Below are 25,150 nucleotides of genomic sequence, written 5' to 3'. Positions count from 1 at the left end.
TAAATTGTTCTATCCTTGTTAATTGAATATCAAAGTGTTGAAGGGTGGTTCATGAAACGTTCTATAAAAGCTAAGTTATTATTGCCGATGTTAGCCATGCTTGCGATGTTTATCATGATGGTGTTTGCAATGCTGTTTACTTTGAATGTGTTTGAATCTCAATTCGTGCAGCTGAAAGATAAGAATATACATGCGGCCAATCAAGGTCGACAAGCCCTGTCACTTTTTAAAACACAAGTACAAGAATGGAAAAATGTATTAATACGTTCGCAATCTGTTGAAGAGCGAAATAAATATTGGCAGCGTTTTTTAGACTCAGAAAATGACGTGCGAAATGCACTTGCACAAATCGAGAAAACAGATCATCACTCACAGGCTGTAAAAGCAATTACTGCGCAGATAATTGAAGAATATGAGCAAGCGGTCCAAAAATACCGTGCAGGCTATGACATTTTTATTGCTTCTAAGATGGATATTCAGAAGGCTGATCAACATGTGAAAAGCATCGATCGCTCTTTAAGTCATTCGTTAACGAAGCTTGTCGAAGAAATTGATCACAGCGTAGAAGAGAATTTTGCTAAGCTACAAAAGTTTTCATCACGCACCAGCTATATTGTGAGCTTGGTCAGTATGTTGATTGCCATTGTTGGGATCACGCTTGTTTTACTTTATATTCAAAAAGTCCTTGTTGCACCAATAGGCAATCTCAATGAGTTATTAAAAGCGATTGCTGAAGGTGATTACTCAAAAAGTATATCTCATCAATCTAATGATGAAATTGGTGAGTTGATCGAGAGCGCACGTTATATGCAGGAAAAGCTATCTGATAGTGTGGGGCAAATTAATTTAGTGAGTCACGAAGTGAGCACGGCATTTGCCAAATTAACTGAAATCTCTGATGAAATAGGCCATAGCTCGGTGTCGCAAAGCCAGATTGTTGATAGTTTAAACCAAGCAACGTCTCGATTATCTTCCATGGCTGAACAAAATAAAATGGACTCACAGCAAGCATTCGACTCGTTCAAATCAACCAGTGAGGCAACGGCGCAGTGCGCTAGTTCTTTGAATTTAGCGGATAAAGGAATGGCGGAGTTGGTGAGCGAAATGCAAGCAATTGCAGGTAACATTGAACAACTGGAGAGCCAGTCATCGGAGATCGTTAATGTTCTTCAAGTTATTCAAAATATTGCAGAACAAACTAATTTGCTGGCGCTTAATGCGGCCATAGAAGCTGCCAGAGCGGGTGAACAAGGGCGAGGGTTTGCGGTAGTTGCCGATGAAGTAAGAAGCCTAGCTACGCGAACTCAAAACTCAACTTTAGAAATAAAAGAGATTATAGATAGCACATTGTTAAGCTCTAAGCAGGCAGTGAGCGCTATACAGTCGGGCCTAACCAAAACGACGCAAACGGCACAATCGGTGGCGGATGTGAGTAGTATATTGAGCCAAACATCAAACTCATTTGAGCGCTTAATTTCAGTGATAGATTCAGTTGATAGCAATGCAGTTCAACAACAGGAAATATCGCAGAATATCGTCAATGATGTAGCGAAAATGCTGGTCATCTCTGAAACGTTAGAAAAAATGGCGCAAAGTGACGATGTATCGGTTGCAGTCAATCGAGCTTCGGTCGATTTGCAAACTTTGGTTGATAGGTTATCAACAAACAAAGTAGAAGTGAGTTTATTTTAATCAACGGCACAGCCTTTTTTTGTTAGGAGAATGATTGCTTTAAAAGCAATCACTCTCGCTGGTTTTAAACTCTTTATTTTAGTGAACTCAAATACGCATCAACGGCTTTTTGTTCTCGTTGCTGTAACGACAAGCAGTTTTTAACGCTTTCCTGTGCTTTGGCTAAAGCGCGTTTTAAGCTTGGCTGTTTGGCTAACTTGTCGGCAAAGAAGTTGTTGGCCTGTGTCAGTTTGCTGTTGTCGCAATTATCTGCTGTGCTTGAAGCCAGCATAGGCACTGCAAAGGGTGGCAATTTTGCAGCCAGCGCATCATAATTTTTAAAGATCCATTCAATAAAGCGTTCATTTCTGCTGTCGGTATAATCCTGTCCCGCCAGCGCGATACGCATATCTGAAGCCGTTACTTTGTCTGTAAGTGTGTAATCTAGCGTCAGCTGCTGTAGCGTAGGCTGACCAAAATAACCTAACGCCAACAATAGGTTGCTACGAACAAGTGGGTCTTGTGTTACTTCAAACTCTTTGGTGTATTGTGCAAGCAGATGCTTGTCACCGTGATAGGCCGCAAGTCTGAGATAAACAGAGGCTAAATTAGCATCGACACTTGCTGGGCCTTTTAAGTACTTTTGCGCTTGATTGAAAGCGATGGTTTTTAGTGACTCATCTTTTACATCAAAGCCCTGCGCAGAAGCGATGCTTGCGCGTAAGTTGGCGACAGATGGGCTTTCCCCCTCTTTGGCTGACAAGCCATATTGCTCAAACGCAGGTTTAATCGCTTTGGCGATAAATGTTTGCCAAGCAGGTTCATTACTGTCATTGGCAAACAATTTCTTTTGCATGCGCAGAAGGCTTAATGCTTTGGTTGCGACACGTGGATGTTCGTCACTAACAAACTTACTGAGCGTGTTCAATAATGCTGGCGCACCGATCACCCCTGCATCGAGTAAGGCATTTTGTGCTTCTAGTAATGCCAGTCGTTCACGGGTGGTGAGCGCCTCATTAGCATGCATTAATAGGCTATCGAGTAGCTGTGAACTTTGTGTCCAACGATAGTAGCCTAATGCGTTGTGATCTGGGTATATCCAGGTTGGCTCAAACTCAAGTTCTAGCGTTTGATTTGCTTGAGTGAGTAATACCTGAGCTGTTTTAGTTTGCTTGCCATTACCATACTTAATAGATACCGGTACGTTCCAAAGTTGTTCAGGGGCATCAACACCTGCGTGGGCAAAGCGCTGCTGACTAAGCGTTAGTATTTTGCCGTTATTTTGTACCGCAATGAGTGGATAAGAGGATTGCGTTACAAAAGAGCTTAGTACGCTGGCAACGTCTTTGCCTGAAGCCTTACCTAATGCTTGCCATAAATCAGCCGCTTCGGCATTTTTAAACGCGAACTCTTTCATGTAGGCACGCATCCCTTTTTGGAACGCGTCTTTACCTATCCAGTTTTCAATCATCGACAGCACCGCATTGCCTTTGCTATAGGCAAGACCTAAACCATCCATTATATCGGCTTCGTTTCGTGTTGGTTTGCGAATAGGCTTGGTCGTGAGTCTGGCATCAATATCCATCACCACGTTTTGTGGCAGGTCAAGGTCACTTTCTAACTCGGGATTAAGTTGGTGTGTTATCTTTGAAGCCATCCAACTAGCAAATGCTTCGTTTAGCCACAGATCGTCCCACCATTTCATGGTGACTAGGTTGCCATACCATTGGTGGGCCAACTCATGTGCAATGACAGAAACATGATACTTTTTTTGATTCTGTGTTGCAGTATTAGGGTCGAGCAGCAAGATGTCGTCACGATAAGTCACTAATCCCGCGTTTTCCATTGCGCCGAAAGGGAACTCTGGCAAGCCTACTGAATCTAGTTTTTTGAATACGTAAGGAATACCGAAGTAGTCTTCTAGGGCAGCGAGTACGCGTGGCATATTGTGTACGGCAGAGTCTGTTAAGTGTTGTTTGCCTTGGGTGGTGATCACTTTGCCTGGCACTGACATGTTTGGAATGTCTTTTTCTTCAAATGGGCCGACTGCCAGCGCGACTAAATAACTAGCAATAGGCGGTGTTTGTGCAAAGTGATGCGTAGTAAACGTCTCTTTACTTTCAGTTTTGATCAAAGGTGTATTGGCGTAAACCTTTTGTCCATTCGGTGCTGTGATAGTGAGCTGAAAAGGGATTTTATAACTGGGTTCATCGAATGAGGGAAATGCTCTTCGCGCATCACTCATTTCAAATTGTGTGAATAGATACGGGATGTCTTTTTCTATCGTCTTGTACAGACCTACACTAGAACGGTTGTAAGGCGCATCGAATTGCATGGTTAGTGTGTATTTGCCAACTGGGAGTTGGCGATCACACAGCAAGGTCACTTTGCCAAATTGGCGTTTTTTTTCGTTAAGCGCGCAGTTGTCTTTACCACTTAGCAAGGCCTTGTTTAATGTGTAGTCTTCACCGTTAATCTCAATGTAGTTGGTTGGTTTTAAGACATTTAACTCGATGTGTGTGGTGCCATTAAAATTATCTTTACTTGGGTCTAGGTTAAGTAAAACATGCTGAGAAATTGGTTTTGCGAGTTTTGCAAGTTGGTAATCACTCACTGAATTACTATCAGCGGCAAGTGCTATTTGTGTGTTGGCCATAACACACATGGCCAAAAGTGTTTTTTTAAGCATGCTGGGACTCATTTATTTTTGTTGTTTATTGTTTATTGTTTATTGTTTATTGTTTTACGTCATTCTACTGCATTTAGTGCGTGACAGGTAGTTACCTATAATGGGTTCGTTGTTGGAACAATTAAATTGCTGAATTATTGAGTGTATTTTGAGAGAAATGTTGTTTCCTCGACTAAACTTATCTCCATTATTAACTCCAGTATTTATCCGCAGTTGTATGAGTTTAAAAAACCGTTTTATCAGTGTGATGTTGTTGTGTTCAATTTTGCCTTTATTACTCGTATTTGTGATAACGATGGAACATGGCTCAAGACAAGCAACCGAGTTGACTATAGATGCCGCACAGGCCGAAGTTAGTAATGCCGCAATGATATTCAATCAGTATTTTAGTGAACGAAAAGCGGAAGTTGCGACTATGGTGTACGATCCTCGGGTGCAAGCAATGGACTTTGCCAAAATGCGAGATTACCTAGTCGCGGCGAAAGTGCGTAGCGAAGGCGTGTATGAAAAGTTTATTGTTGGTGAGCTAAACGGCAGTTTTTATAACACCGAAGGGGGCAATGAACAGCAAGGACTGCGCAGAACGTTCGATGATAATGATGCCAATGCAGAACTAAAAAGTCTTTTACAAAGGGATTATTGGCAGATCACGGTAGGACAAAATAAAGAACAAAAACCCTTGATATATGTCTCTGAGCCAATGATTTCATACACCACTGGTGTGCGCCAGGTTGTTGTGAGTGCGAGTGTACTCAATAAAAACAATAAGCTCGTAGGTTTGCTTGGGGGAAGCATCGCTTGGCGGGAAATAGAAAGGCTGATTGCACAAGTAAATGAACAGGTGGATAAGGCATTTAAAGGTAAAGCTCAGTTTATGATTTTATCTGGCAGTGGCGCTTATATTTATCACTGGAATAAAAATAAAGTGGTTCGCTTAGTCGCCCGAAATGGTGAGTGGGTAAAGAATACCTTGGGAGAGCGCAAGTCCGTCACACAATATATTAGTAATGATGGCAACCCTGAAATGAAAGCCTTAGGCTTGCGTATGGCGGCAGGCCATGAAGGTTATGAAACGGTGAGTAATTTAAGCAGTGGACAATTGCAATACGTATTCTTTGCACCAATCAATGCGGCCGGATATAGCCTTGCGATTGTGTTACCTGACGACGAAATATTAAAGCAAGTGAATGAACACAACACCAAGCTATGGATGGTGTTCGTGGGCGTATTTGTCCTTATCTGTATTGTGGCCTTGCGCGTTGCGACTAAATTCTACATGCCAATCAAATCACTCACACATGCAGCAAAACAGATGGCTGATGGCAAGTATGACTCTCCGTTGCCAAGCAAGGGTAGTAATGAATTAAGAGAGCTTACGCGCGTGTTTAAACAAATGCGTGATGAGCTAAAACAGCGTGAAGTGAAGCTTGAACAGAGAGTGAACGAACGCACACAAGAATTGGAAGAAGCCAAAGTACAAGCACAACAAGCACTGCAAGAAAAAAGCCGTTTTTTGGCGAATATGAGTCATGAAATTCGCACGCCAATGAATGGTATTTTGGGCGCGATAGAGCTGCTAAAAAATAGCCAAGGAATGAATGAAGAGCAAGAAAAGTTATTGAGGATTTGTTCCTACTCTGGCAAACACCTGCTGACTGTGATCAATGATATTTTAGATTTATCAAAACTAGAGGAGGGGCATGTTACGCTTGTGGATAGCGACTTTTCACTACATGAGTCGCTCGATGGCGTGGTTAACATGCTTAAACCACTGGCTGATGATAAAGGGCTCGCTTTGTTGATGGAAGTGGATAGTGGTGCACCTTCTTATATCAATACAGACAAAGCACGATTCGAACAAGTGCTTATAAACCTACTTGGAAATGCGATCAAGTTTACGCAAAAAGGGGAGGTTAAATTACAAGTGCAATGCAATCAGGCGGTATCGACTGCCGAGTTACAAGTATCTGTATTGGATACTGGTATTGGCATAGCGAAGCATGATCATGCACATGTTTTTGAAGCGTTTAAGCAGGCCGACGGCAGCACGACCCGTCGATATGATGGAACGGGTTTAGGGTTAAGCCTATGTAAGCAGTTACTTACATTAATGGGTGGCAAAATTGAATTAACTTCAGAGTTAGGTGTGGGCACGAAAATTACTTTCTATTTACCTGTGTCGATAGTGCAACCACCGAGTGAAGTTGTGCAAGGTGAACGCCCGATCAATAAAACGCTCTCGGGAAATATTTTGCTCGTTGAGGATAATGAAATGAATTTGATCGTAGTGAGAGCCATGTTAGAAAAAATGGCACTGCGTGTCACGATAGCAAAAGATGGTCAACAGGCGATAGATGCATTGGAAACTCAGTCGTTTGATGCGGTTTTGATGGATGTGCATATGCCAATTATGGATGGGCTTGAGGCAACCAAACAGATCAGAACAAATCCTGTTTATCAAAATTTACCCATCATCGCTTTTACTGCCAATATTTTTAAAGAAGATATAGGTGCGTGCTACGGTGCCGGTATGGATGACTTTGTTAGTAAGCCTGTCGATCAAGCGCAACTTAGAGAAGTACTGTCTCGCTGGCTTGTATGTTAATAGTTTGTATCATCAAAGTGTTGTACGGTACACTCGTAATATCCAATTTAATTCAATAAAAACAAATAAAAAAATCAAGGAAAAGAGATGAATTATAAATACTTGGTTAGAGCGCTCGCCTTGTTTGTCATTATCATGGTGTGTATCAAACGGCCTATGTTATTTCATCAACAGACGGCGGCAAACAATAATGAATTTAGTAATGGCGTATATGGTATTGATGTATCGCACGATCAAGGTACTATCGATTGGCAAAAAGTGGCTAGTAGTGGCCTTCAGTTTGCTTATTTAAAAGCCACTGATGGTATCACTTATACCGATCCGCTTTATGCACAAAACTTAGCAGCCATTAAAAATACTCATTTGCAGGTCGGCGCTTATCACTTTTTTGAAGCCGAAGATGATCCTTACAAACAGCTAGACAACTTTTTGTCTCGTATTAAAAATCAAGGATTGAGTTTAGTGCCTATGGTCGACGTAGAGTTAACCCGAGCACAAAGTGTTGAAGAGATCCATAAGCGCCTACATACCTTTTTAAGTGAACTTGAAAAACAGATCGGGTGTAAGCCTTTACTGTATAGCTATGGTAGTTTTTGGCAGCAAAATATTGGTAAACAGTTTAACGACTATCCATTTTGGTTTGCTGAGTATGCTGACACTATGCATGCACCATCACAGTTGAGTAATATTCAAATTTGGCAGTACTCCCAAAATGGTTCAGTGAGTGGCATTGATACCATGGTTGATTTAGACAAAGTACTGGACACTGAGCAAGGATTGGAGGCATTAAAATGCAATTATTAACCTCATCTGAGCACTTTTTAGCTCAACAGAAATATCGAATTGCCGCTTTGGCTTTTTTCGTTGCTTGCTTTTGGTTGCTATGGGCGATTATGCAAGGTCACTTTACTGGCAGCACTTTGGTAAAAGAAAATAAGCATTTATATGAATCCAACTTACAATATTTACAAGAAGTTGAGCGTCAGGTACTCACTGATTTAGCGGATGTTAACGCGCTAAATGCTGCATTGAATGTAGCTAAAAGCAGTCAATTTGGGATCTCATTTATTGTGGACTTTGACGTTAAAATTGGTAGTTTGTTGACGGACCTGTCAGTTTTACTTGAGAAATGCAGTCACTATTTGTTTTGGGCATTGGCTTTAATTGGCGGTATTCAGGCGTTTACTTTTTTAGCTGAGCAGTTGTCTCCTTGGTTATTGCAGTTACTGTTATTGTATGTGGGCGTATGGGCTTTAATTTGCGTGATCAATCCGCATTTACGCCATCGTGCAAGTTTACAGTGGTTAGCTAAGCTATTTGCCTCTTTGTTTGTACTGTGTCATTTAGTGATCCCTTACAGTATTCATGTGAGCGCGCAAACTTCTCAGCTTGTGGCCGCAGAGTTGGGGCATAAAGCGGATTTAAGTTATTTTTCAGATGTCAGCAATGAAATGCAAACGACACTTTCAAGCACCGATTTAAAAACGCACGCAAAGCATGGAATCAAAGTGTTGCATAAAGCAATAGCTTCAAACTTATCAGATAAAGTGCTTAAGGGTAACAGCGTGGTCACACATAATTTGGCACACAAATTTATTGCGTTTGTTTTGTTACCAATGCTGTTTGCGGGCTTACTTTTTGCTCTATTTAGGCGGTTTTTACACAGTGTGTTAAGCAACAATAACCCGTCAACGCCATTGCTAGAAAAAAGTAAATAATATTTAAGTGAACGGCACTAGGCTGGGCTGTTGCTCAGCCTTAATTGCAAATGTCTCATCAAAAATCTCCTTTGACACGCCTCATTCACATTCTTATTGGTAAAAGAGGTATTTCATCAATTTCAAGCTATGCTTGAACTAGTTAGGTTTACACCCGCTTACTCTTTGCACGATAAGGTCAGTTTGCTATCCGCCTTATTGCTCACTGTGAAACTAAACAAGGGGAAATTATGAGCAAGTCATTTGTTTATAAACCACGATTGCTACCCTGCGTGTGCCTGCTAACAATGACAAGCACAGCGTACGCTGAAGCCGAAAATGAAACTCAAGCGCAAAGTGCCATTGAAACGATTATCGTGACGGGATCGCGGATCAAGCGATCGATACAATCGGAAAGCTCTTCTCCGATTTCGAGCACGGAGTTAAGTGACCTGACGGATATAGGTGCCAACAATATTCGTGACTTGATTGAAGTTTTACCCTTTAATGCGGGTTCTCAAAATAACTCGGATAACTTGTCGCAAAACTTTACGGTCGGTACTTCTAACGTAAATTTGCGCGGTTTGGGAGTTTCCTCAACCTTAGTTTTACTCAATGGTATTCGTCAAGTGACTTCTGCGGTGGTCACTGATCAGGGAGCAAGTTTTGTGGATACGGCATCACTGGTGCCGACTTTGGCTATAAAGCGCGTTGAAATTTTAAAAGATGGTGCCTCTGCAATTTATGGGTCTGATGCCGTAGCAGGTGTGGTGAACTTTATTACACGAGATGATTTAGAAGGCGCTGAGATTCAATATGAGTATCGTACTCGCTGGAGTGATGGTGACCAAGACGATACCAAGATAGATTTTGCGTATGGTGGTTACGTTGGCGATAGTGGTCATATGCTCTTTGCGGTGAGCTTTCTTGAGCGTTCAAGCCTGCTGCTGGATGAAGTGGATTGGCTAAAACCTGCAAACAGTAGTTTTGGTAATCCCGGTAGTTTTGTGATCCCATCTTTGGCCGATGAAAATAATCCAAATGGTTTAACCGTCGCTGATCCAAACTGTGTAGCAAATGGCGGTACGGTGTCTAATGGCTCTAATGGCAACAGCTTTTGTTTGTTTGACTTTGGTCCGCAGATAACCGCAGTACCTAACGAAGACCGCTTACAAGCGTATGCCCGTGCGAATTGGGATTGGAGCAACACCACTAAAATGTGGGCTGAGTTTGGGTATGCAAGAAACAAAATTACCCGAGAGGTTTCGCCAAGCTTTCCTGTGTTAAATGCACCAAGCGTATTGGCTTCTCATCCAGATAACCCTTACGGTGAAGATATTTTCTTTAGAGGTCGTCCATACGGTGTGGGTAAACCAACCGAAATCAATTACTACGATCATACTACATCACGTTTTGCAATTGGTGCGGATGGTGAGTTAACCGAGGGCATATACTGGCAGGCATCCTTCGTAGCCGCTGCCAACGACGCTATTTTAAATCCAAGAGATATTATTACCGACAACTTTCAAGCTGCGCTACACGGCTTAGGTGGCAACAAGTGTAGTGGCACAACTCAAGCTGAGGCAGGTGTAGGCGAGTGCTACTATTTCAATCCATTTGCTCCCAATGACCCTGATAACGAACGCTTACGAGATTATATTGTTGGTGACTATATGGGTGATGCAGAATCGGAAATGCGTGTGTTTGAAGCGGTAATTACCGGTGAATCGTTATTTGAAGTGGGTGGGGGCGATGTTGGTTATGCGATTGGTATTCAATATCGCGATGAATCAATTAATAATGTGTATGACTCATTTACGCAACAAGATAGCTTTGCTTTTTTGATTGGTAACCAAAACTTTACTGGAGAGCGGGACGTAAAAGCGGTATTTGCGGAAGTGCTCGTGCCTTTGACCGAAGACCTCGAGCTCGGTGCCGCATTAAGGTATGAAGATTATGGCGAATACGGTGGTGATACGACGAATCCAAAGTTTTCTTTTTTGTGGCTCGCAACCGAAGAGCTGTCGTTTAGAGGGACTTTCAGCACATCATTTCGAGCACCCTCAGTTCACCAACTGCAAGGGGTGCAAACTAACTTTGCAAATATTACCGACCCTGAAGATGGTTCTACAACCTTTGGTGGTAACCGTACAATTGGTGATCCAAATTTGGTACCAGAAACATCAGAAGCACTGAATCTGGGCTTATCTTATGCGGTTGATGAGTACACTTTTGATTTAGATTACTGGGATTTTTCATTTGAAGACGTATTAACCCGAGAAAGTCACCAAGCTGTGGTCAATGCCAATCCAAATGATCCAGCTCGGGTTATCAGAACTTCAGCGGGCACCATTTCTATCGTTAATACAAAGTTTGTGAATGCCGAGGCAATAGATACATCGGGCTTGGATATAAGCGCTTCAACTATTTACCGAACTGATTATGGTGATTTCTCACCACAACTTAAAGCGACTTACTTGCTCAGCTATGACTTGATGGATGCCAGTGGCAAAACGACAGATGGCTTAGGTCAATTAAATCGTAATACAGTGGGCAATCCGTCACCGAGATTAAGGGGCAGTATTGGCATGAATTGGTCTAATGGAATGCACAGTGCCAATGTGTATTTCAGACATGTAGCAAGCTATACCAATGATGTGAACGATGATTCGATTAGCTCATTTAATACCATAGACCTGCAATATAGCGTCAATATTGGGCAAGTGATCAAAGAAGATTCTGAAACACGGTTGATCATGGGGGTTGTGAACGCAACGGATGAAGATCCTCCTTATGTGGCGATAGCAGGGAGCTATGACCCTAGAACGGGTGATCCACGCGGTCGTCGTGCCTATGTGAAATTGCAAATGAGTTTCTGATTTTTAATGGGGGTATCGTGCGTATAAGCATGATTTTTAAGGTAATCAGCCGCATATTGATTTTTGTCAGTGTTATTTGTGCATGGCAAATACATGCGCGAACGGTTAGGTTGGTGACATTGGAATATCCCCCATATGAATTTCAAGGCGCTCAAGATGCCAGTGGCATCGCCGTAGAGCTTATCAGGGAAGTTTTTAAACGTATTGATCGGCCTTTTGAAATACAGTTTATGCCATGGGGAAGGGCCATTAGAGAAGTGCGTACTGGTCGAGTCGATGGTATTTTTACAATCTACAAAACACCACAACGTTCAGAATACCTCAATTATTCAGACGAAGTCCTCATTGAGCAATCAATCTCATTATTTGCGCTCAAAGAAAACAAAGTACATTTTAGTGGTCGTCTCAATTCTTTGGCGTCGTATCGCGTCGGTGTGATGCACAAAGTAAGTTATGGCGCTCAAATAGATCAAGCGTTGGAAAATGATCTTTTTGACAATCTTGTAGTTAATAGTAGTGGTAAGAAGAATTTTGAGTTGTTACTTGCGCAAAAAGTCGATGTCGTGATCAGCAACAAGCTCGGAGGTATGGAAATTGTCAAACAACTTGGCATAGCAAATCAAGTTTATGAATTACCCTCGTATTCGTATGAAATTCCAAGTTATATCGCCTTTTCTAAAAATAAGCCGCTGCAAACACTTAAAGCGCAGGTCGACCAAGCATTACGCTCTATGAAAGAAGATGGTACGTATCAAAGAATTCTATCGGAATACCTGAAGCACTATAAAAATGAAGACTCGATTTACGATACCTCGCCCCAGTCGGGAAAAGAAGTGGAAGAGCGGTCGTAGTTTGGTGGTAGACAGTAACAAGAGGAATAGATAAATGAAGCTCAAGATTAAGTCACGATTGATACTGCTATCTTTAATTCCCGTTATCATTATCTCTTCTGTCGTGATCACACTAACTTATGTGGAGGCAAAAAAGCTGAGTGAGGTTCAAGAAGAATTGAGCCGTAAAGAAATGATGCGCATGAAACGTGAAGAGTTAAAGGCGTATCTTGAAATTGCCGAAAGTGTCATTTCACCATTAAAAGAAGGTGACCACTCTGAAGCTGAAGTTATAGCGCTCCTGCGCAATATCAAGTTTAGTGAATCTGGCTATTTATTTGCTTTCAAACCTGATGGTACCCGAGTTATGCAAGGGGATAGTAGTCAGGGCATAGGTAAGAACTATATCGATCTAAAAGATAAAAGAGGAAATTATCTGGTCAGAGATATAATCGACTCTGCAAAGAGTGGTAAGGGTTACTCGGTTTATTACTTTCCAAAGCCAGATCAAACTGAACCTATTCCTAAATTGGCTTATAGCATTTACTTACCTAATTGGGATTTAATTGTTGGTACGGGTTTTTATACAGAAGATGTTGATGCCTTGCTTAAATCCATGCGTGAGAAGAATAATGTACAAGTCATAGAAAGTATTCAAGGTATTCTATTATTTACCCTTGTTATATCCGTGATTGTGGCTGTATTTGGTTTGATAATCAGCAAAAGTATCACAGTGCCATTGTCTAAATTTGAAGACACCATTCACATATTTGCGGCGAGAGATGCCGATTTAACTGCACGTATTCCCGATTTTACTTTGCCGGAATTTGACAGTTTAAGTCGTAATTTCAATATCTTTTTGGGTCAACTACATGAGTTGATCATTAGGGTTGCCAAGTTGACGAATGAAGTGGTAGCTGAAACCAAGCAAATTGCTTCTGCATCAGGGGAGATCAACGCCATCTTATTGCGCCAACAATCTGAAACAGAGTTGATAGCAACAGCAATGACGCAGTTGACAGCATCGGCAGAAGAAATATCACGAAATGCGAATGAAGCTGCAAACTCGGCGCAAAACGCCAATAACAGCGCGCAAGAAACGCAAGGTTCAGTGGGTGAGGCGACTAGCTCTGTTAATACACTGGCGCAAAAGTTAGACGAGGCAAGTGATGTGATCTCCAAGTTAGAGGGCGATGTACGCAATATCTCCGGTTCGCTATCTATTATTCAAGAAATTGCGGAACAAACTAACTTATTGGCTTTAAATGCGGCAATCGAAGCGGCAAGAGCTGGTGAGCAGGGTAGAGGGTTTGCGGTTGTGGCTGATGAAGTAAGGGAGTTAGCTACACGTACGCAAAAGAGCGCAGCACAAATACTGTGTGTCATTAATACCTTAACAGAAGGTTCTAAAGATGCGGTTCATGCGATGGAATCTAGTAAGAGTTTTAGCTCTTTGACTGTTGAAAAAGCGGCTTCTGCGTCGGAATCACTACAGCATATCGTGCAGTTTATTCATGAAATCTTAAATGTAAACGAGCATATTGCTGGCGCTACTAAAGAGCAAGATATTGTAGATAAAGAAATTTCACAGCGGACAGAGTCGATTTCTGAACAAAGTAAGGAGTCGGCGGCGATAGGTGAGCGCAATTTAGAGATCAGCTCTAATTTGAGTGAAAAAGCGGGCGAACTCGCTGCGATAGTGAATCGATTTAAAATTTAAAAATGAGCGCAGGCCGTTGAAGTAACACGGTTTGGTGGCCTAATACTCTCTTAACAACAGGATGGTAAACATGCTCAACAAATTAAAGAATTTCGGGCCAGGAGTCATTGTAACAGCGGCCTTCATTGGCCCAGGTACGATAACGGCGTGTACGTTGGCTGGTGCTAAATTTGGTTATGCATTGTTGTGGGCTTTGGTGTTTGCAACGATAGCGACCGTCATTTTACAAGAAATGTCAGCACGTGTTGGTATTGTGACCCAAAAAGGGCTCGGAGAAGTGATTAATCATTCGTTGCACCACTCTTTTTGGAAGTGGCCCTTATTTGCTCTGATAATTGTCGCCATTTGTGTGGGGAATGCGGCCTATGAGGCGGGCAATTTGGTCGGTGCCGCATTAGGTATAGAAGCTATCACAACGCCAGGGGAATGGGTGTTTAGAGGCTCTATTATCGCCTTAACGGCGATAGGTGCGGTGATATTAATGCAAGGGACCTACAAGCAAATAGAGCGCATCTTGATCACTTTGGTGTCCGTGATGGCGTTGGCGTTTGTGATCACCTTTTTTTTAGTAAAACCTGATTTTTCGCAACTGTTTAAAGGTGCGATTTCTCCCTCTATCCCAGAAGGTAGTTTACTCACCGTCATCGCTTTAATTGGCACGACGGTCGTGCCCTACAACTTGTTTTTACACGCCTCAACGGCAAAATCTCATTGGTCAAAACCAGAAGATATTCCCCAAGCACGTTCTGATACTATCGTATCAATTGGTCTTGGTGGGCTCATTGCTATTTTAGTCACGGCTACAGCGGCTGCGAGTATTTTTACTTTGGGACTAAGCGTGAACAATGCTGTGGATATGGCGATAGTGTTTGAACCCTTATTTGGTAGTTTATCCAAGTATTTGTTAGGAATAGGCTTGTTTGCTGCAGGCTTAAGTAGTGTGATCACTGCACCGCTTGCAACGAGTTATGTGATTTCAGAGATCTTGCAATTAGACACCAATGTAAACTCTAAATCGTTTCGTGTGATCAGCGTCACGGTGATAGTGATTGGGGCACTCCTGTCGATGGCAAATATTAAGCCGATAGAGATCATATTATTGGCGCAATTTGCCAATGGCTTATTGTTGCCAATTATTGCGGGGTTCTTGTTATACGCGATGAATAACAAAAGCATGCTCGGGGAACATGCAAACACTAAGCTGTCGAATTTTTTAGGCGTAGCGGTTTTGCTGTTTACCGCGATATTAGGTATGAGACTGATCGCAAAATCGTTAGGCTTGTTTTAATGTAAAAAGGCAGTTGAGTGTGTGCCCTTCGGGGTGACATTTAACTGCTTTTTAGGTGGCTTTACTTCACACCCATTTCACATTTTGCTCGTTACAGTTAGGTCAAATTAATTGAGAATGAGATCTAATCATGTACAAATTAACCCTATCTACAATATTTGCGTTAGCGAGTTTTTCGTTGTTTGCTCAAGAGTCACCTAGTGTTGTTATGGTCATGAGCAGCTATGGGGAGCTTGATAATAATAATGAGCTTGTTAAACCAGGTTTTGAATTTGATGAGCTAAGTAAAGCGTATCGTGTATTTAAAGCCAATGGTCTTAATATCACTTTGGCATCGCCACATGGTGGAAAGCCGGTTGCTGACCAATATGACGCTAATAAGCCATACAACCAACAGTTTTTAAGTGATACACAAGCAGTTCAATCCCTTGAAACGACTTACAAAGTAAGTGCATTAGAGAACAAACAGTTCGACGCTGTTTTTGTGGTGGGCGGAAAAGGGCCGATGTTTGACTTATACAAGCACGCGCCATTACAGCGATTAATCGCAAATACATATGAACAGCAAGGGGTCGTATCAGCTGTTTGTCATGGACCTGCCGCATTTGTGGATGTCAAACTCAGTAATGGCCGTTATTTAGTTGCAGGAAAGCAAGTGAATGGCTTTACCAATCTTGAAGAAATGGCGTTTGGTAAAAAATGGAGACCAAAATTCGATTTTCTGCTAGAAGATAAGTTGAAAGAGCGAGGCGGAAAATTTGAAAGTGCTGGACTTATGCTGGGCCATGTTGCGGTAGATGGCAATTTAATTACTGGGCAAAATCCATTCTCTACAGCAGATACTGCCATGGCTGTTGTGCGTGCGTTGGGTATTGAACCTGTAGAACTTGAACCAAATAAAGACGATAAAACAATGGCTTTTGTCGCTCAGGTTATGGAGGGAAGCTTAAGCGCTGTTAAAGCTTATAAGCAAAATCCGGCACAGTATGACGGTATGTTGGTCGCCATGTCAGGTGTATATCAACTCAAAACCGCTCCGAACGAGAAAACAGTGAACGGTGCTGTCGCATTGCTTGAATTAATAAAAGAACAGATAAATCATCCGATGGTTGATTTAAGCCTTGCAAATGGTTACGTTCAGCAAGGTAAACATAAAGAAGCTAAACAGATCGCCCAAGCGGTTCGCAAAGCACATCCAGACAATAGCCAAGCTAAAGCCTTGTTAGACTCTTTAGCCGAAATCTAATAAAGATGAGTGTGGCTCTAAGATTTAGAGCCACCGGTTTGTGTCATTTTACCTATATTTACCTGCTTTATTTCTTTGACAGTGATATCTCTGACGTGTGTCATGTCCTGCCAAAGTAACCTGTGGCCTAGTGTTAAACGCACTTTACTTACCCGTTTTTGCCAACGTGCAATTTCTACCTCGGAAGCGAGGCGGAGCGGCCCTAATTCACCCACTAAGCGAACGGCTGGCTGCTGGTAAAACTGACCTTTTATGAGCGATTTGAGCCAAAACCATTTACTACTGTTGACCGCGAGTATGCAAACTTTGTCATTACTTTGGCTATTAACAGCAAGCTGTTTTGTAAACTTTTCAAAGTAATAAGCATGTCCTTGACTATCTGAAAACTGACCGAGTATCAAGGACCCAATAGGCGTAACATGAGGTGTACCATCAGCACAAACAGAAGCGATTGAAAAATGTAGCGATGAGCTAAAAGCGGCTTTGCATAGCCGCTTGGCTTCTTGCCATTGCATTTGCGTTATCATGTTATGCCCTCAGGTTATAACCGCACGCGTAAGTACGTTTTTAGTGCTCTGCTACTTGAATTTAAATGTTATCAATTTGGTTCATTGACAGCGCTATTGCTGAGGACTTTTTCACAGATTTCGCGCACAGCATTACCTACTAGCTGATTATTACTATCAATGAAAAAGTGATCGCCATCGAATACTTTGGCGTTATGTTCGCCCGTGAAGTAATTCTTCCAAGCGTGCTGATCTTCTTTAGTAATTTCATCTGCTTCACCAATAAACACGCTTAAATCTGCGCTAAATCGCTCATTACCTGTGTATTGATAAGTGTCAGCAAGTTTAAAATCTGCGCGTAAAACTGGCATAAACAGCATCATTAATTCTTCATGTTCTAACACCGCAGGGGGCGTACCGTTTAAGCTTGCTAACTTGGCCTTGAATGCGTCGTCATCAAGTGTATGGGTTATATCATCACTTCTGTCTTTTCCTGGATGTGCACTGCCTGAGGCAATGAAATGCTCAGGTTGTTTCGTGCTTGTAAGGCTCATTTTTCTTTGTATTTCAAAAGCGACTCGTGCCCCCAAACTATGTCCGTAAAAAACAAATGGGCAATTTAAGTGGGGCGTTAGCTGTTCGATAATGGTATCGGTCAACGTGTCCATGCAATCTATAGCTGGCTCCGAAAAACGGCTGCCGCGCCCTGGCATTTGAATGATGATTTGCTCGACATTGGCAGGGAGCATGGCTTGCCAATCATTGAATGAACGAGCGCTTCCCCCTGCATAGGGAAAGCAAACGAGTTTTAATTTTGCGTAAGGCGTTTGCTTGGGGAAAAATAACCAAGGGTTTGTTGATAGGTGCTTCATTTCCTTATCCTAATACTTCATTGGGGGTGATTTCTGTTTGAGTCTACATGGGTGATGAGAAAAATGAAATAAGGCATTTTCTATACCTTATATTTGTACAGTAAATCACAATGCAATGTACCTAAAAGTCATAAATCTGGCACGAATTTGCCACGAATAATTCGCTTAATTGTCTTTTTTCACCTCTATAGTACTCGCTCTAATTTTAGATAAAACAAAGAGCAAGGACCATGAAAACAAAGTTATTACCGTTAGCAATATTGTGTGGCTCAAGCGCACTATTCGCTGGTTGTTCAGACTCGGACAACAATACAACAACCAACACAGGTGTTTCTCAACCTAAGCCTGTTGCTATCGGCGAGGGAACTAAAATTAAGTTACGTTTATTAGAAACGACTGATTTACATGCTAATGTATTAAACTTTAACTATTTCTCAGACAAGCAAGACGACAAGGTCGGTCTAGTAAAAACAGCTGCACTTATTCGTAACGCAAGAGACGAAGTGTATAACTCGCTACTTGTTGATAATGGCGATTTGATCCAAGGTAGTCCGCTTGGCGACTATATGGCAAAAATTAAGAATCTAGAGGAAGGCGATACACACCCAGTGTACGCGGCAATGAATACTTTAGACTATGACGTTGCCAACATTGGTAATCATGAATTCAACTTTGGCCTTGAGTTTTTGCATGAAGCGATTGACGATGCAAACTTCCCTTACATCTCAGCAAACGTTTTTAAAGATGATGGCGACGATGATGCCAGTAATGACGAACCGTTATTTTCACCTTATGTGATCCAAGAAAAATCATTCAGAGGCACTGACGGGAAAGTATACAGAGTTAAAGTCGGCTTTATTGGTTTTGTACCTCCACAAATTATGCAATGGGATAAGGCAAATCTTGAAGGTAAAGTCATTGCTAAAGATATTGTTGCAATGGCAAATAAGTACGTACCTGAAATGAAAGAGCTTGGTGCTGATTTGATCGTCGCGATTCCACACTCGGGGCTTGATGTTAGTGCGCAAAAGCCACTTGCAGAAAACGCAAGTTATTACTTATCAAAGGTCGACGGTATTGACGCGATTATGTTTGGTCATTCTCATGCGAACTTCCCAAGTTCAAGCTATGACGGGTTAACCGAGCATGGTGTCGATATCGAAAAAGGCACGATTAACGGGGTAGCCGCTGTGATGCCGGGATTTTGGGGTAATAACCTAGGTATGATTGACTTAACGTTAGAGTATAAAGGTAACGAATGGCATGTTGCAGATTCTCAATCTGTTTTACGTCCAATTTATGAGACAAATGATAAGCGTGAAGTGAAATCCTTGGTTGATAGTGATGCGCAAGTAGAAGCCGCTGTGACCGATGCACACCGTGAAACGCGTGAATGGGTGAATGCACCTTTTGCGAAAATCACGGCGCCTGTGAATAGCTTCTTTGCACTCGTTAATGACGACCCATCTATTCAAATTGTTACCGATGCACAAACTTGGTATACGCAAAAAATTGTACAAGGCACAGAGCTGGACGGATTGCCAATTTTGTCCGCTGGTGCACCGTTTAGAGCGGGTCGTGGTGGAGCTGATGATTACACTTCAATTGTAGCGGGTGACATTGCATACCGAAATGTCGCTGATTTGTACATTTATCCAAATATCCTAAAAGTACTGAAACTCAATGGCGCTCAAGTCAAAGAGTGGCTTGAAATGTCTGCCGGACAATTTAAGCAAATAGACCCGAATAGCACTGAAGTTCAAATGCTGATTAATCCTGACTTCCCATCCTATAACTATGATGTGATTGATGGTGTGACATATCAAATTGATGTGACTCAACCTGCTCGTTATAGCGCTAAAGGCGAAAAGGTGTCTGATGGTCAGCGTATTGTTGCGCTAAAGTATCAAGGCCAACCGATCACTGCTGAGCAACAGTTCTTAGTTGCTACAAATAATTACCGAGCTTCTGGCGGTGGTAATTTCCCTGGTATTGCTGCGGATAAAATTGTGGTTGATTCACCTAATGAAAACCGTCAAGTAGTTGCTGATTATATCGCAGAGCAAAGTGAAAAGAACGGCGGTAAAGGTTTAGATCCTTCAGCGGATATGAACTGGTCATTTGCGCCAGTAGCCAACGTGGAAATCCAATTTACCAGTGCGAATAGTGATGCAGCCAAAGCTTACAGTGAACAATTTGGCCACATCTTGCCTACAGACAAAACCGATGAAAAAGGTTTTGCAATTTATCAACTTGATTTGACCCAACCGCAGTAACGAGCGGTTTTAATCTAGCCCCTTGCTCGGGGCTTTTTTTTCGACCCTAGATGATGTCTTGCTATGCAAAGTGACAGGGAAATTAACACCTAAGTTGTTGTCAAATTTCATTTATAAGCAGCGCTTAGGATATTTACAACGGGAACTGAGAAATGAAATCAATGTATAGATATAGCGCTTTAGCTATGTTGTTAGGGGCTGGTATTGCGAGTACTTCAGCCATGGCTGCTGATGCGTATAGCTGGAATAATGTCGCGCCAGTCAAAACACCTACAGCCAGCAAAGATAATGGCAAGGTGGTTTACTTTGACGTGTCGCACGGCGGTGTTGAAGGTAATGCTGACTGGGTAATTGATGGGGCGTTTTCTGACTTTGCTGACGCGCTTGTTCAAGAAGGTTATACCGTTAAAGAGTATCGCGGCGTTGATTTAAACAATGATGGCAAAATTCGCTTTTTTGACGACCGTATTATCAATACAAACCAAAACGAAGCAATCATTACTTATGATGCAATTAGAGAAGCTGACGTGCTTGTTTTGGCCGAAACTAACCGTCCATTTACGCTAAGTGAACAAGCCGCGCTTGAACAGTTTGTTGCTGCTGGAAAAGGCATTTTCTTTGTTGCTGATCACTATGACGCAGACCGTAACTTAAACACCTGGGATGCAACCGAAGTGTTTAACGGTTACAACCGCTCAGACCTAAGCAAGTACAATATGGGCGGTGCTTATGGCGATTGGCGTAACCCAAAAAGCGCCAATGCGGGTTGGTTAGTTGAAAACTTTGGTATTCGTTTTCGTTTCAATGCAGTTGACTATAAGCAAGGTGTAAGTGGGGTCGTTGAGAGCTCAAAAACGGAAGGGATCACGCAAGGTGTTCAACCAATTTTAATGGCAGCGGGCGCAACACTTGCAATTGTTAACCCACAGCAAGCAAAAGGCTTGGTGTACTTTTCACAGTCAGACACGCCTGTAAAATGGCGTCATGCTAAAGACCAAGGCTTATACTTTGGTGGCGCTGCAGAAGGTCCGTATGCTGCGATTGCTAAGTCAGGTGCAGGTAAAGCGGCATTTATTGGCGATTCATCGCCAATTGAAGATGCAACACCTAAATACAAACGCCAAGACAACGGCAATACTAAAAAAACTTATCCAGGCTGGACAGATTCTGGTAATGCCGCTGTATTGGCTGTCAACATTGTAAACTGGCTTGCGACGCCAGAAAGTTATCAGTACTTTGATGGCACGAATGGTCGTTATGCTGGGGTTGCTACACCTACGCCTATGGCAAGCCAAGAGTATACCGATCCAAATAATGGCCAACCTTGGGGAACACCTGCAAGTGGCTTTGATGCATGGAATACGGACACTTATAAAAACAACTCATTCAACGCACCATATGGTAATGGCCAAACAAATCCAGACCCTGATCCAGATCCCACACCAACACCGGGCAATACAGTATCTGTAGAGCAAGCACTGGCGGCGTCACAAGGCACTGAATTAGTTGTTATAGGTCAAGTCACTGATGCGGTTAACGGTATTTATGGTCTTAATCTGACAGACTTAAATAATCCAGCGAGTAGTATTTATGTGAAGTTGGAAAGCAGTCAACGTGCAGATTTTAACCCACAGCTTAATCCGAGCATTTTAAATCAAAACATCATCGTGTCAGGTACGCGCAATAGCTACATGGGTGAGCCGGGAATTCGTTATGTAACCGACATTCAAATTGCGCCTACTGCGTTGTCTGTTGAGCAAGCGCTAGCGACAGCACAGGGCGAAGCAATCGAGCTGACTGGTCGTGTTAAATCGGCACTAAATAGCATTTATGCATTAGTACTAGAAGATATCAATGACCCAAGCTTTACGATTAACATCAAGCTTGAAAGCAGCCAGCGTAATGATTTCAGCCCGCAACTAAATCCTTCGATTTTAGACGCACAACTGCTCATTAAAGGCGTACGTGACAGCTACATGAGTGCACCAGGTGTGCGTCAAGTGAGTTCAATTGAAGTGGTTGGCAACGGTGGTGTTAGCCAACCGGATCCAAGTGGTGATTTGTCAGTGAGCGATGTACTGGCAATGAATAATGGTCAAGCTGTGGTTGTGGCGGGTGTTATCACTTCTGCGATTAACGGCAAGTATGCACTTGAGCTAAGCGATGACAACAATGCTGCAAATACACTTTATATTAAACTTGAATCATCTCAGCGTGATGCATTTAGCCCACAGCTTAACCCAAGTTTACTTGGCAAACGTCTGCGTGTAGAAGGCATCAAAAACGACTATATGAGTCATGCTGGTGTTCGCAGTGTGAGTAAGCTGACTATTTTGGATTAGTAATATCCCCCTCCCAAAAACAATAAGGGCCGACAGGCCCTTTTTAGTTAACTTCAGCTGCGCTTAGTTACTAAATCTTTTTTTAATTCATCACAACCGACGTTTGCCAAGTGCATATCAATAATTTTGTTGATATGTGTTTTGAGCCAGTTTGGTCCGTAGTCACTCATATCATTATGGCGAGCGTTATTTATCTTAACAACGCAACTGTCAAACTGCTTTTGTTCCTCAGGTGTAGGCAGCACCCCTGGATCTGCGGGGTAGTCACTCGCACGTATAGATAAAATATTAATTGTGCTTGTTCTTGGCAGCGGCACTCGACGGTGATCTAAGGTGATCACAGAGTTAATATAGTCCGCCTCAGAGTTCGCCAACAGCGCAGAAATATCTCCACCATTCGAATGGCCAACTAAGGTGAGATTGTTAAAGTCATAATTGACGTATTGTGGAGCAAGATGCTCCCTGACGACAGTGACCGTCTTGGCACCACGTTGCCAGTTTTCCATGCGGGTTTTACTAAATGGTTGAACTAATGATAGCGGTGGATCGTTGGGTAGCTCATGACCAATGGCGACAGTGAGGTATCCTAATTTATTCAGCTGCTTAGAAATAAATTGATATTTGCTATGCTCAACACGGTAGCCTGCGCCAATAAATGCCACTTTACATGGCTGCGTTTGAGTGCACGCTGTGGCATTGTTAGGTGTATTTATTTCAACGGGAATATGACGGTCTCGTTGCTTATCGTGTATGGTTGATGATTGTGCTTGTACAGTGATAGCGCTAAATAGCGCGAGTGCGCTCAAGGTGTAACGCATTTTTCTTCCTTAATGAATGATTGTTGTGAGTTTTTTGATGATGTGTACGGATACTTTGTACCAAAAATATGGGTTTTATACTATTCCAAAGGCGTTAGAAGAAATACAACTGAATGAATTAAAAACGACTTGTAATGGATTTCATCAAAAGTGGTGCCAAGAGAACTATCACTTTTACCAAACGCGGGCAGTCAATAGTGCAGGACTTACCTCTAGCAGCCTGCTCAATGAGCAAGAGATTATGCAAATTTTTCGCTTGATTGCATCGTATGGCATGCGTGACTGGTTAAGCCACACAGGGCTATCTAAATTGGCGTTTATGAATAGCCAGCTGTTTTTTAACCCAGTCAACGCAGAGCAAAAGAATTACTGGCATCGCGATCCACAATACCACCTAAATATTGAACAACAACGCTTGGCTTTGAGTGGGCCTGATGTTATTCATGTACGCATTGCTTTAGCAGATGAAAACGGTATTGAGTTAATCCCCGGCACACACCAACGCTGGGATACCAAAGAGGAATTAGCCGTTAGGTTAGAGCAGGAGGGCTGCGCGAGTAGTGATGATTTAAGTGGTAGTAAAATCGTCCCTTTGGCTGCGGGGGATGTGCTCATCTTCTCGGCAAATATGATCCATAGAGGCCTATACGGGAAAGATCGTTTGGCATTAGATATTTTGTTTTGTGAGGCTTCATCAACGTTTGCTGGGTTTATAAACCAAGGCTATCTGCCCAACAAAGCAAAACTAGAAAACTTCGAAGCACCTGATGTGTTTATTAATAGCTGGACTTTAAGTGAACAAGCCAAGTAAAGTAAGTTTTTAAGTTAGCGGTTGATTTTTAAAAATATTTTTGAGAACAGCCTACTATTTATATTAAAGGGAGTGCTATGAGTTTTGCTACGTTGTTGTTGTTTGTCCCCGCCTGTTTTGCTCTGAATATGGCACCCGGTCCTAATAATTTAATGGCGCTACACAACGCTCAGCAACAAGGTTTCAGAGCTTCAGTATTGGCGGGGGTGGGGCGTCTATTTGCATTTGTCTTGATGATAGTTTTAGCGGCTAGTGGCTTAGCGGTTGTGTTGTTAGCATCTGAAACGTTGTTTTTCACTATAAAGCTGTTGGGTGCAGTTTACTTATTTTGGTTGGCTTACAAGCTATGGCAAGCGCCAGTATCTAGCATAAAGCAAAGTACAAAGCGGCAACATACTGCGATAAAGACATTAGCAAAGCAAGAGTGCTTATTGGCGTTGGGTAATCCAAAGGCAATACTCATATTTACAGCCTTCTTGCCGCAGTTTGTAGAACCAAGCCAAGCGGTTGGCAGTCAGTTTGTTCAATTGGGTAGCCTGTTTTTGTTACTCGAGTTAATCGCGATTAGTGTGTACGCTGGGATAGGCGCATTTTTGCAAAGCTGGTTTAATCAAAGCAATGTGCAGAACACTTTTAATCGTTGTTGTGCTGTGCTCTTAGCGAGTCTTGGCTTTACTATGCTATTGGAGTCAAAAGTAAGGTGAATTACAAAGTGTCAGTTAAATAGTCTTCAACTTTGGATAAGTGAATTTGAACAACAAAGCGATTTAGTCCACGCTCTGCGCTGTGTTCATTCATAATCGCCAGTCATTACCATTTAGAAACGCCTTGATACGGAACAGAATACCATCATTGGATTAGAGTTAAGGCTAAATTACAAAACATTGCTGTTTAAAAACT

General features: G+C 42.3%; 17 protein-coding genes. 13 read left to right on the top strand and 4 right to left on the bottom strand.

Annotated elements, in window-relative coordinates; all coding sequences use genetic code 11:
- The first annotated feature begins 51 nt into the window (after positions 1–51).
- Positions 52–1,692, top strand: coding sequence for a methyl-accepting chemotaxis protein (locus tag ACW689_RS06880; protein ID WP_476289667.1), 1,641 nt, complete (start codon positions 52–54; stop codon positions 1,690–1,692).
- Positions 1,693–1,765: 73 nt separating this feature from the next.
- Here ACW689_RS06880 and ACW689_RS06875 read toward each other — a convergent pair whose 3' ends face one another.
- On the bottom strand, positions 1,766–4,360 hold the full coding sequence (locus tag ACW689_RS06875) for a M1 family metallopeptidase (RefSeq protein WP_476289665.1): 2,595 nt from the start codon (positions 4,358–4,360) through the stop codon (positions 1,766–1,768).
- Between the two features lie 217 nt (positions 4,361–4,577).
- Between ACW689_RS06875 and ACW689_RS06870 the strand changes: the two genes are divergently transcribed.
- The 8 genes from ACW689_RS06870 (at position 4,578) to ACW689_RS06835 (ending at position 16,625) form a co-directional block, all read left to right on the top strand.
- On the top strand, positions 4,578–6,965 hold the full coding sequence (locus ACW689_RS06870) for an ATP-binding protein (RefSeq protein ID WP_476289663.1): 2,388 nt from the start codon (positions 4,578–4,580) through the stop codon (positions 6,963–6,965).
- A gap of 87 nt (positions 6,966–7,052) precedes the next feature.
- Entirely contained in the window at positions 7,053–7,769 is a 717-nt protein-coding gene (locus ACW689_RS06865; RefSeq protein ID WP_476289661.1) for a glycoside hydrolase family 25 protein, read from the top strand.
- Entirely contained in the window at positions 7,757–8,683 is a 927-nt protein-coding gene (locus ACW689_RS06860; protein ID WP_476289659.1) for a hypothetical protein, read from the top strand. Before ACW689_RS06865 ends, ACW689_RS06860 begins: the two co-directional genes overlap by 13 nt.
- Before the next feature lie 230 nt (positions 8,684–8,913).
- Positions 8,914–11,541, top strand: a complete 2,628-nt coding sequence (locus ACW689_RS06855; RefSeq protein ID WP_476289657.1) for a TonB-dependent receptor domain-containing protein — start codon at positions 8,914–8,916, stop codon at positions 11,539–11,541.
- A gap of 29 nt (positions 11,542–11,570) precedes the next feature.
- On the top strand, positions 11,571–12,392 hold the full coding sequence (locus tag ACW689_RS06850; protein ID WP_476289655.1) for a substrate-binding periplasmic protein: 822 nt from the start codon (positions 11,571–11,573) through the stop codon (positions 12,390–12,392).
- Between the two features lie 34 nt (positions 12,393–12,426).
- Positions 12,427–14,091, top strand: coding sequence for a methyl-accepting chemotaxis protein (locus ACW689_RS06845; RefSeq protein ID WP_476289653.1), 1,665 nt, complete (start codon positions 12,427–12,429; stop codon positions 14,089–14,091).
- A gap of 70 nt (positions 14,092–14,161) precedes the next feature.
- Entirely contained in the window at positions 14,162–15,379 is a 1,218-nt protein-coding gene (locus ACW689_RS06840) for an Nramp family divalent metal transporter (RefSeq protein WP_476289651.1), read from the top strand.
- Between the two features lie 130 nt (positions 15,380–15,509).
- The gene (locus tag ACW689_RS06835; protein ID WP_476289649.1) at positions 15,510–16,625 is read left to right on the top strand and encodes a DJ-1/PfpI family protein; all 1,116 of its coding nucleotides are present in this window, start codon (positions 15,510–15,512) and stop codon (positions 16,623–16,625) included.
- A gap of 17 nt (positions 16,626–16,642) precedes the next feature.
- Here the strand turns inward: ACW689_RS06835 and ACW689_RS06830 are convergent, their stop codons facing one another.
- Positions 16,643–17,152: a pyridoxamine 5'-phosphate oxidase family protein gene (locus ACW689_RS06830; RefSeq protein WP_476289647.1), complete on the bottom strand. Its 510-nt coding sequence runs from the start codon at positions 17,150–17,152 to the stop codon at positions 16,643–16,645.
- A gap of 71 nt (positions 17,153–17,223) precedes the next feature.
- A complete protein-coding gene (locus ACW689_RS06825; RefSeq protein WP_476289645.1) occupies positions 17,224–18,003 on the bottom strand; it encodes a thioesterase II family protein in 780 nt (259 codons plus the stop codon).
- A gap of 230 nt (positions 18,004–18,233) precedes the next feature.
- On the opposite strand from ACW689_RS06825, the gene ACW689_RS06820 reads away from it, so the two are divergent.
- Together ACW689_RS06820 and ACW689_RS06815 are read left to right on the top strand one after the other, a co-directional pair.
- The gene (locus tag ACW689_RS06820; protein ID WP_476289643.1) at positions 18,234–20,279 is read left to right on the top strand and encodes a bifunctional 2',3'-cyclic-nucleotide 2'-phosphodiesterase/3'-nucleotidase; all 2,046 of its coding nucleotides are present in this window, start codon (positions 18,234–18,236) and stop codon (positions 20,277–20,279) included.
- Positions 20,280–20,431: 152 nt separating this feature from the next.
- The gene (locus tag ACW689_RS06815; RefSeq protein ID WP_476289641.1) at positions 20,432–22,621 is read left to right on the top strand and encodes a DUF6359 domain-containing protein; all 2,190 of its coding nucleotides are present in this window, start codon (positions 20,432–20,434) and stop codon (positions 22,619–22,621) included.
- 53 nt (positions 22,622–22,674) lie between these two features.
- On the opposite strand, the gene ACW689_RS06810 is transcribed toward ACW689_RS06815, so the two are convergent.
- Positions 22,675–23,439, bottom strand: coding sequence for an alpha/beta hydrolase (locus tag ACW689_RS06810; RefSeq protein ID WP_476289639.1), 765 nt, complete (start codon positions 23,437–23,439; stop codon positions 22,675–22,677).
- 25 nt (positions 23,440–23,464) lie between these two features.
- Here ACW689_RS06810 and ACW689_RS06805 point away from each other — a divergent pair, with 25 nt between their 5' ends.
- On the top strand, positions 23,465–24,250 hold the full coding sequence (locus tag ACW689_RS06805) for a phytanoyl-CoA dioxygenase family protein (protein WP_476289637.1): 786 nt from the start codon (positions 23,465–23,467) through the stop codon (positions 24,248–24,250).
- Positions 24,251–24,327: 77 nt separating this feature from the next.
- Positions 24,328–24,954, top strand: a complete 627-nt coding sequence (locus tag ACW689_RS06800; RefSeq protein WP_476289635.1) for a LysE family translocator — start codon at positions 24,328–24,330, stop codon at positions 24,952–24,954.
- The last annotated feature ends 196 nt before the right edge of the window (positions 24,955–25,150 follow it).

Source organism: Pseudoalteromonas sp. ABE4_541 (assembly GCF_056312285.1).
Note: the sequence above shows the minus strand (reverse complement) of the source record. Positions and strands in the feature narration are given on the sequence as shown.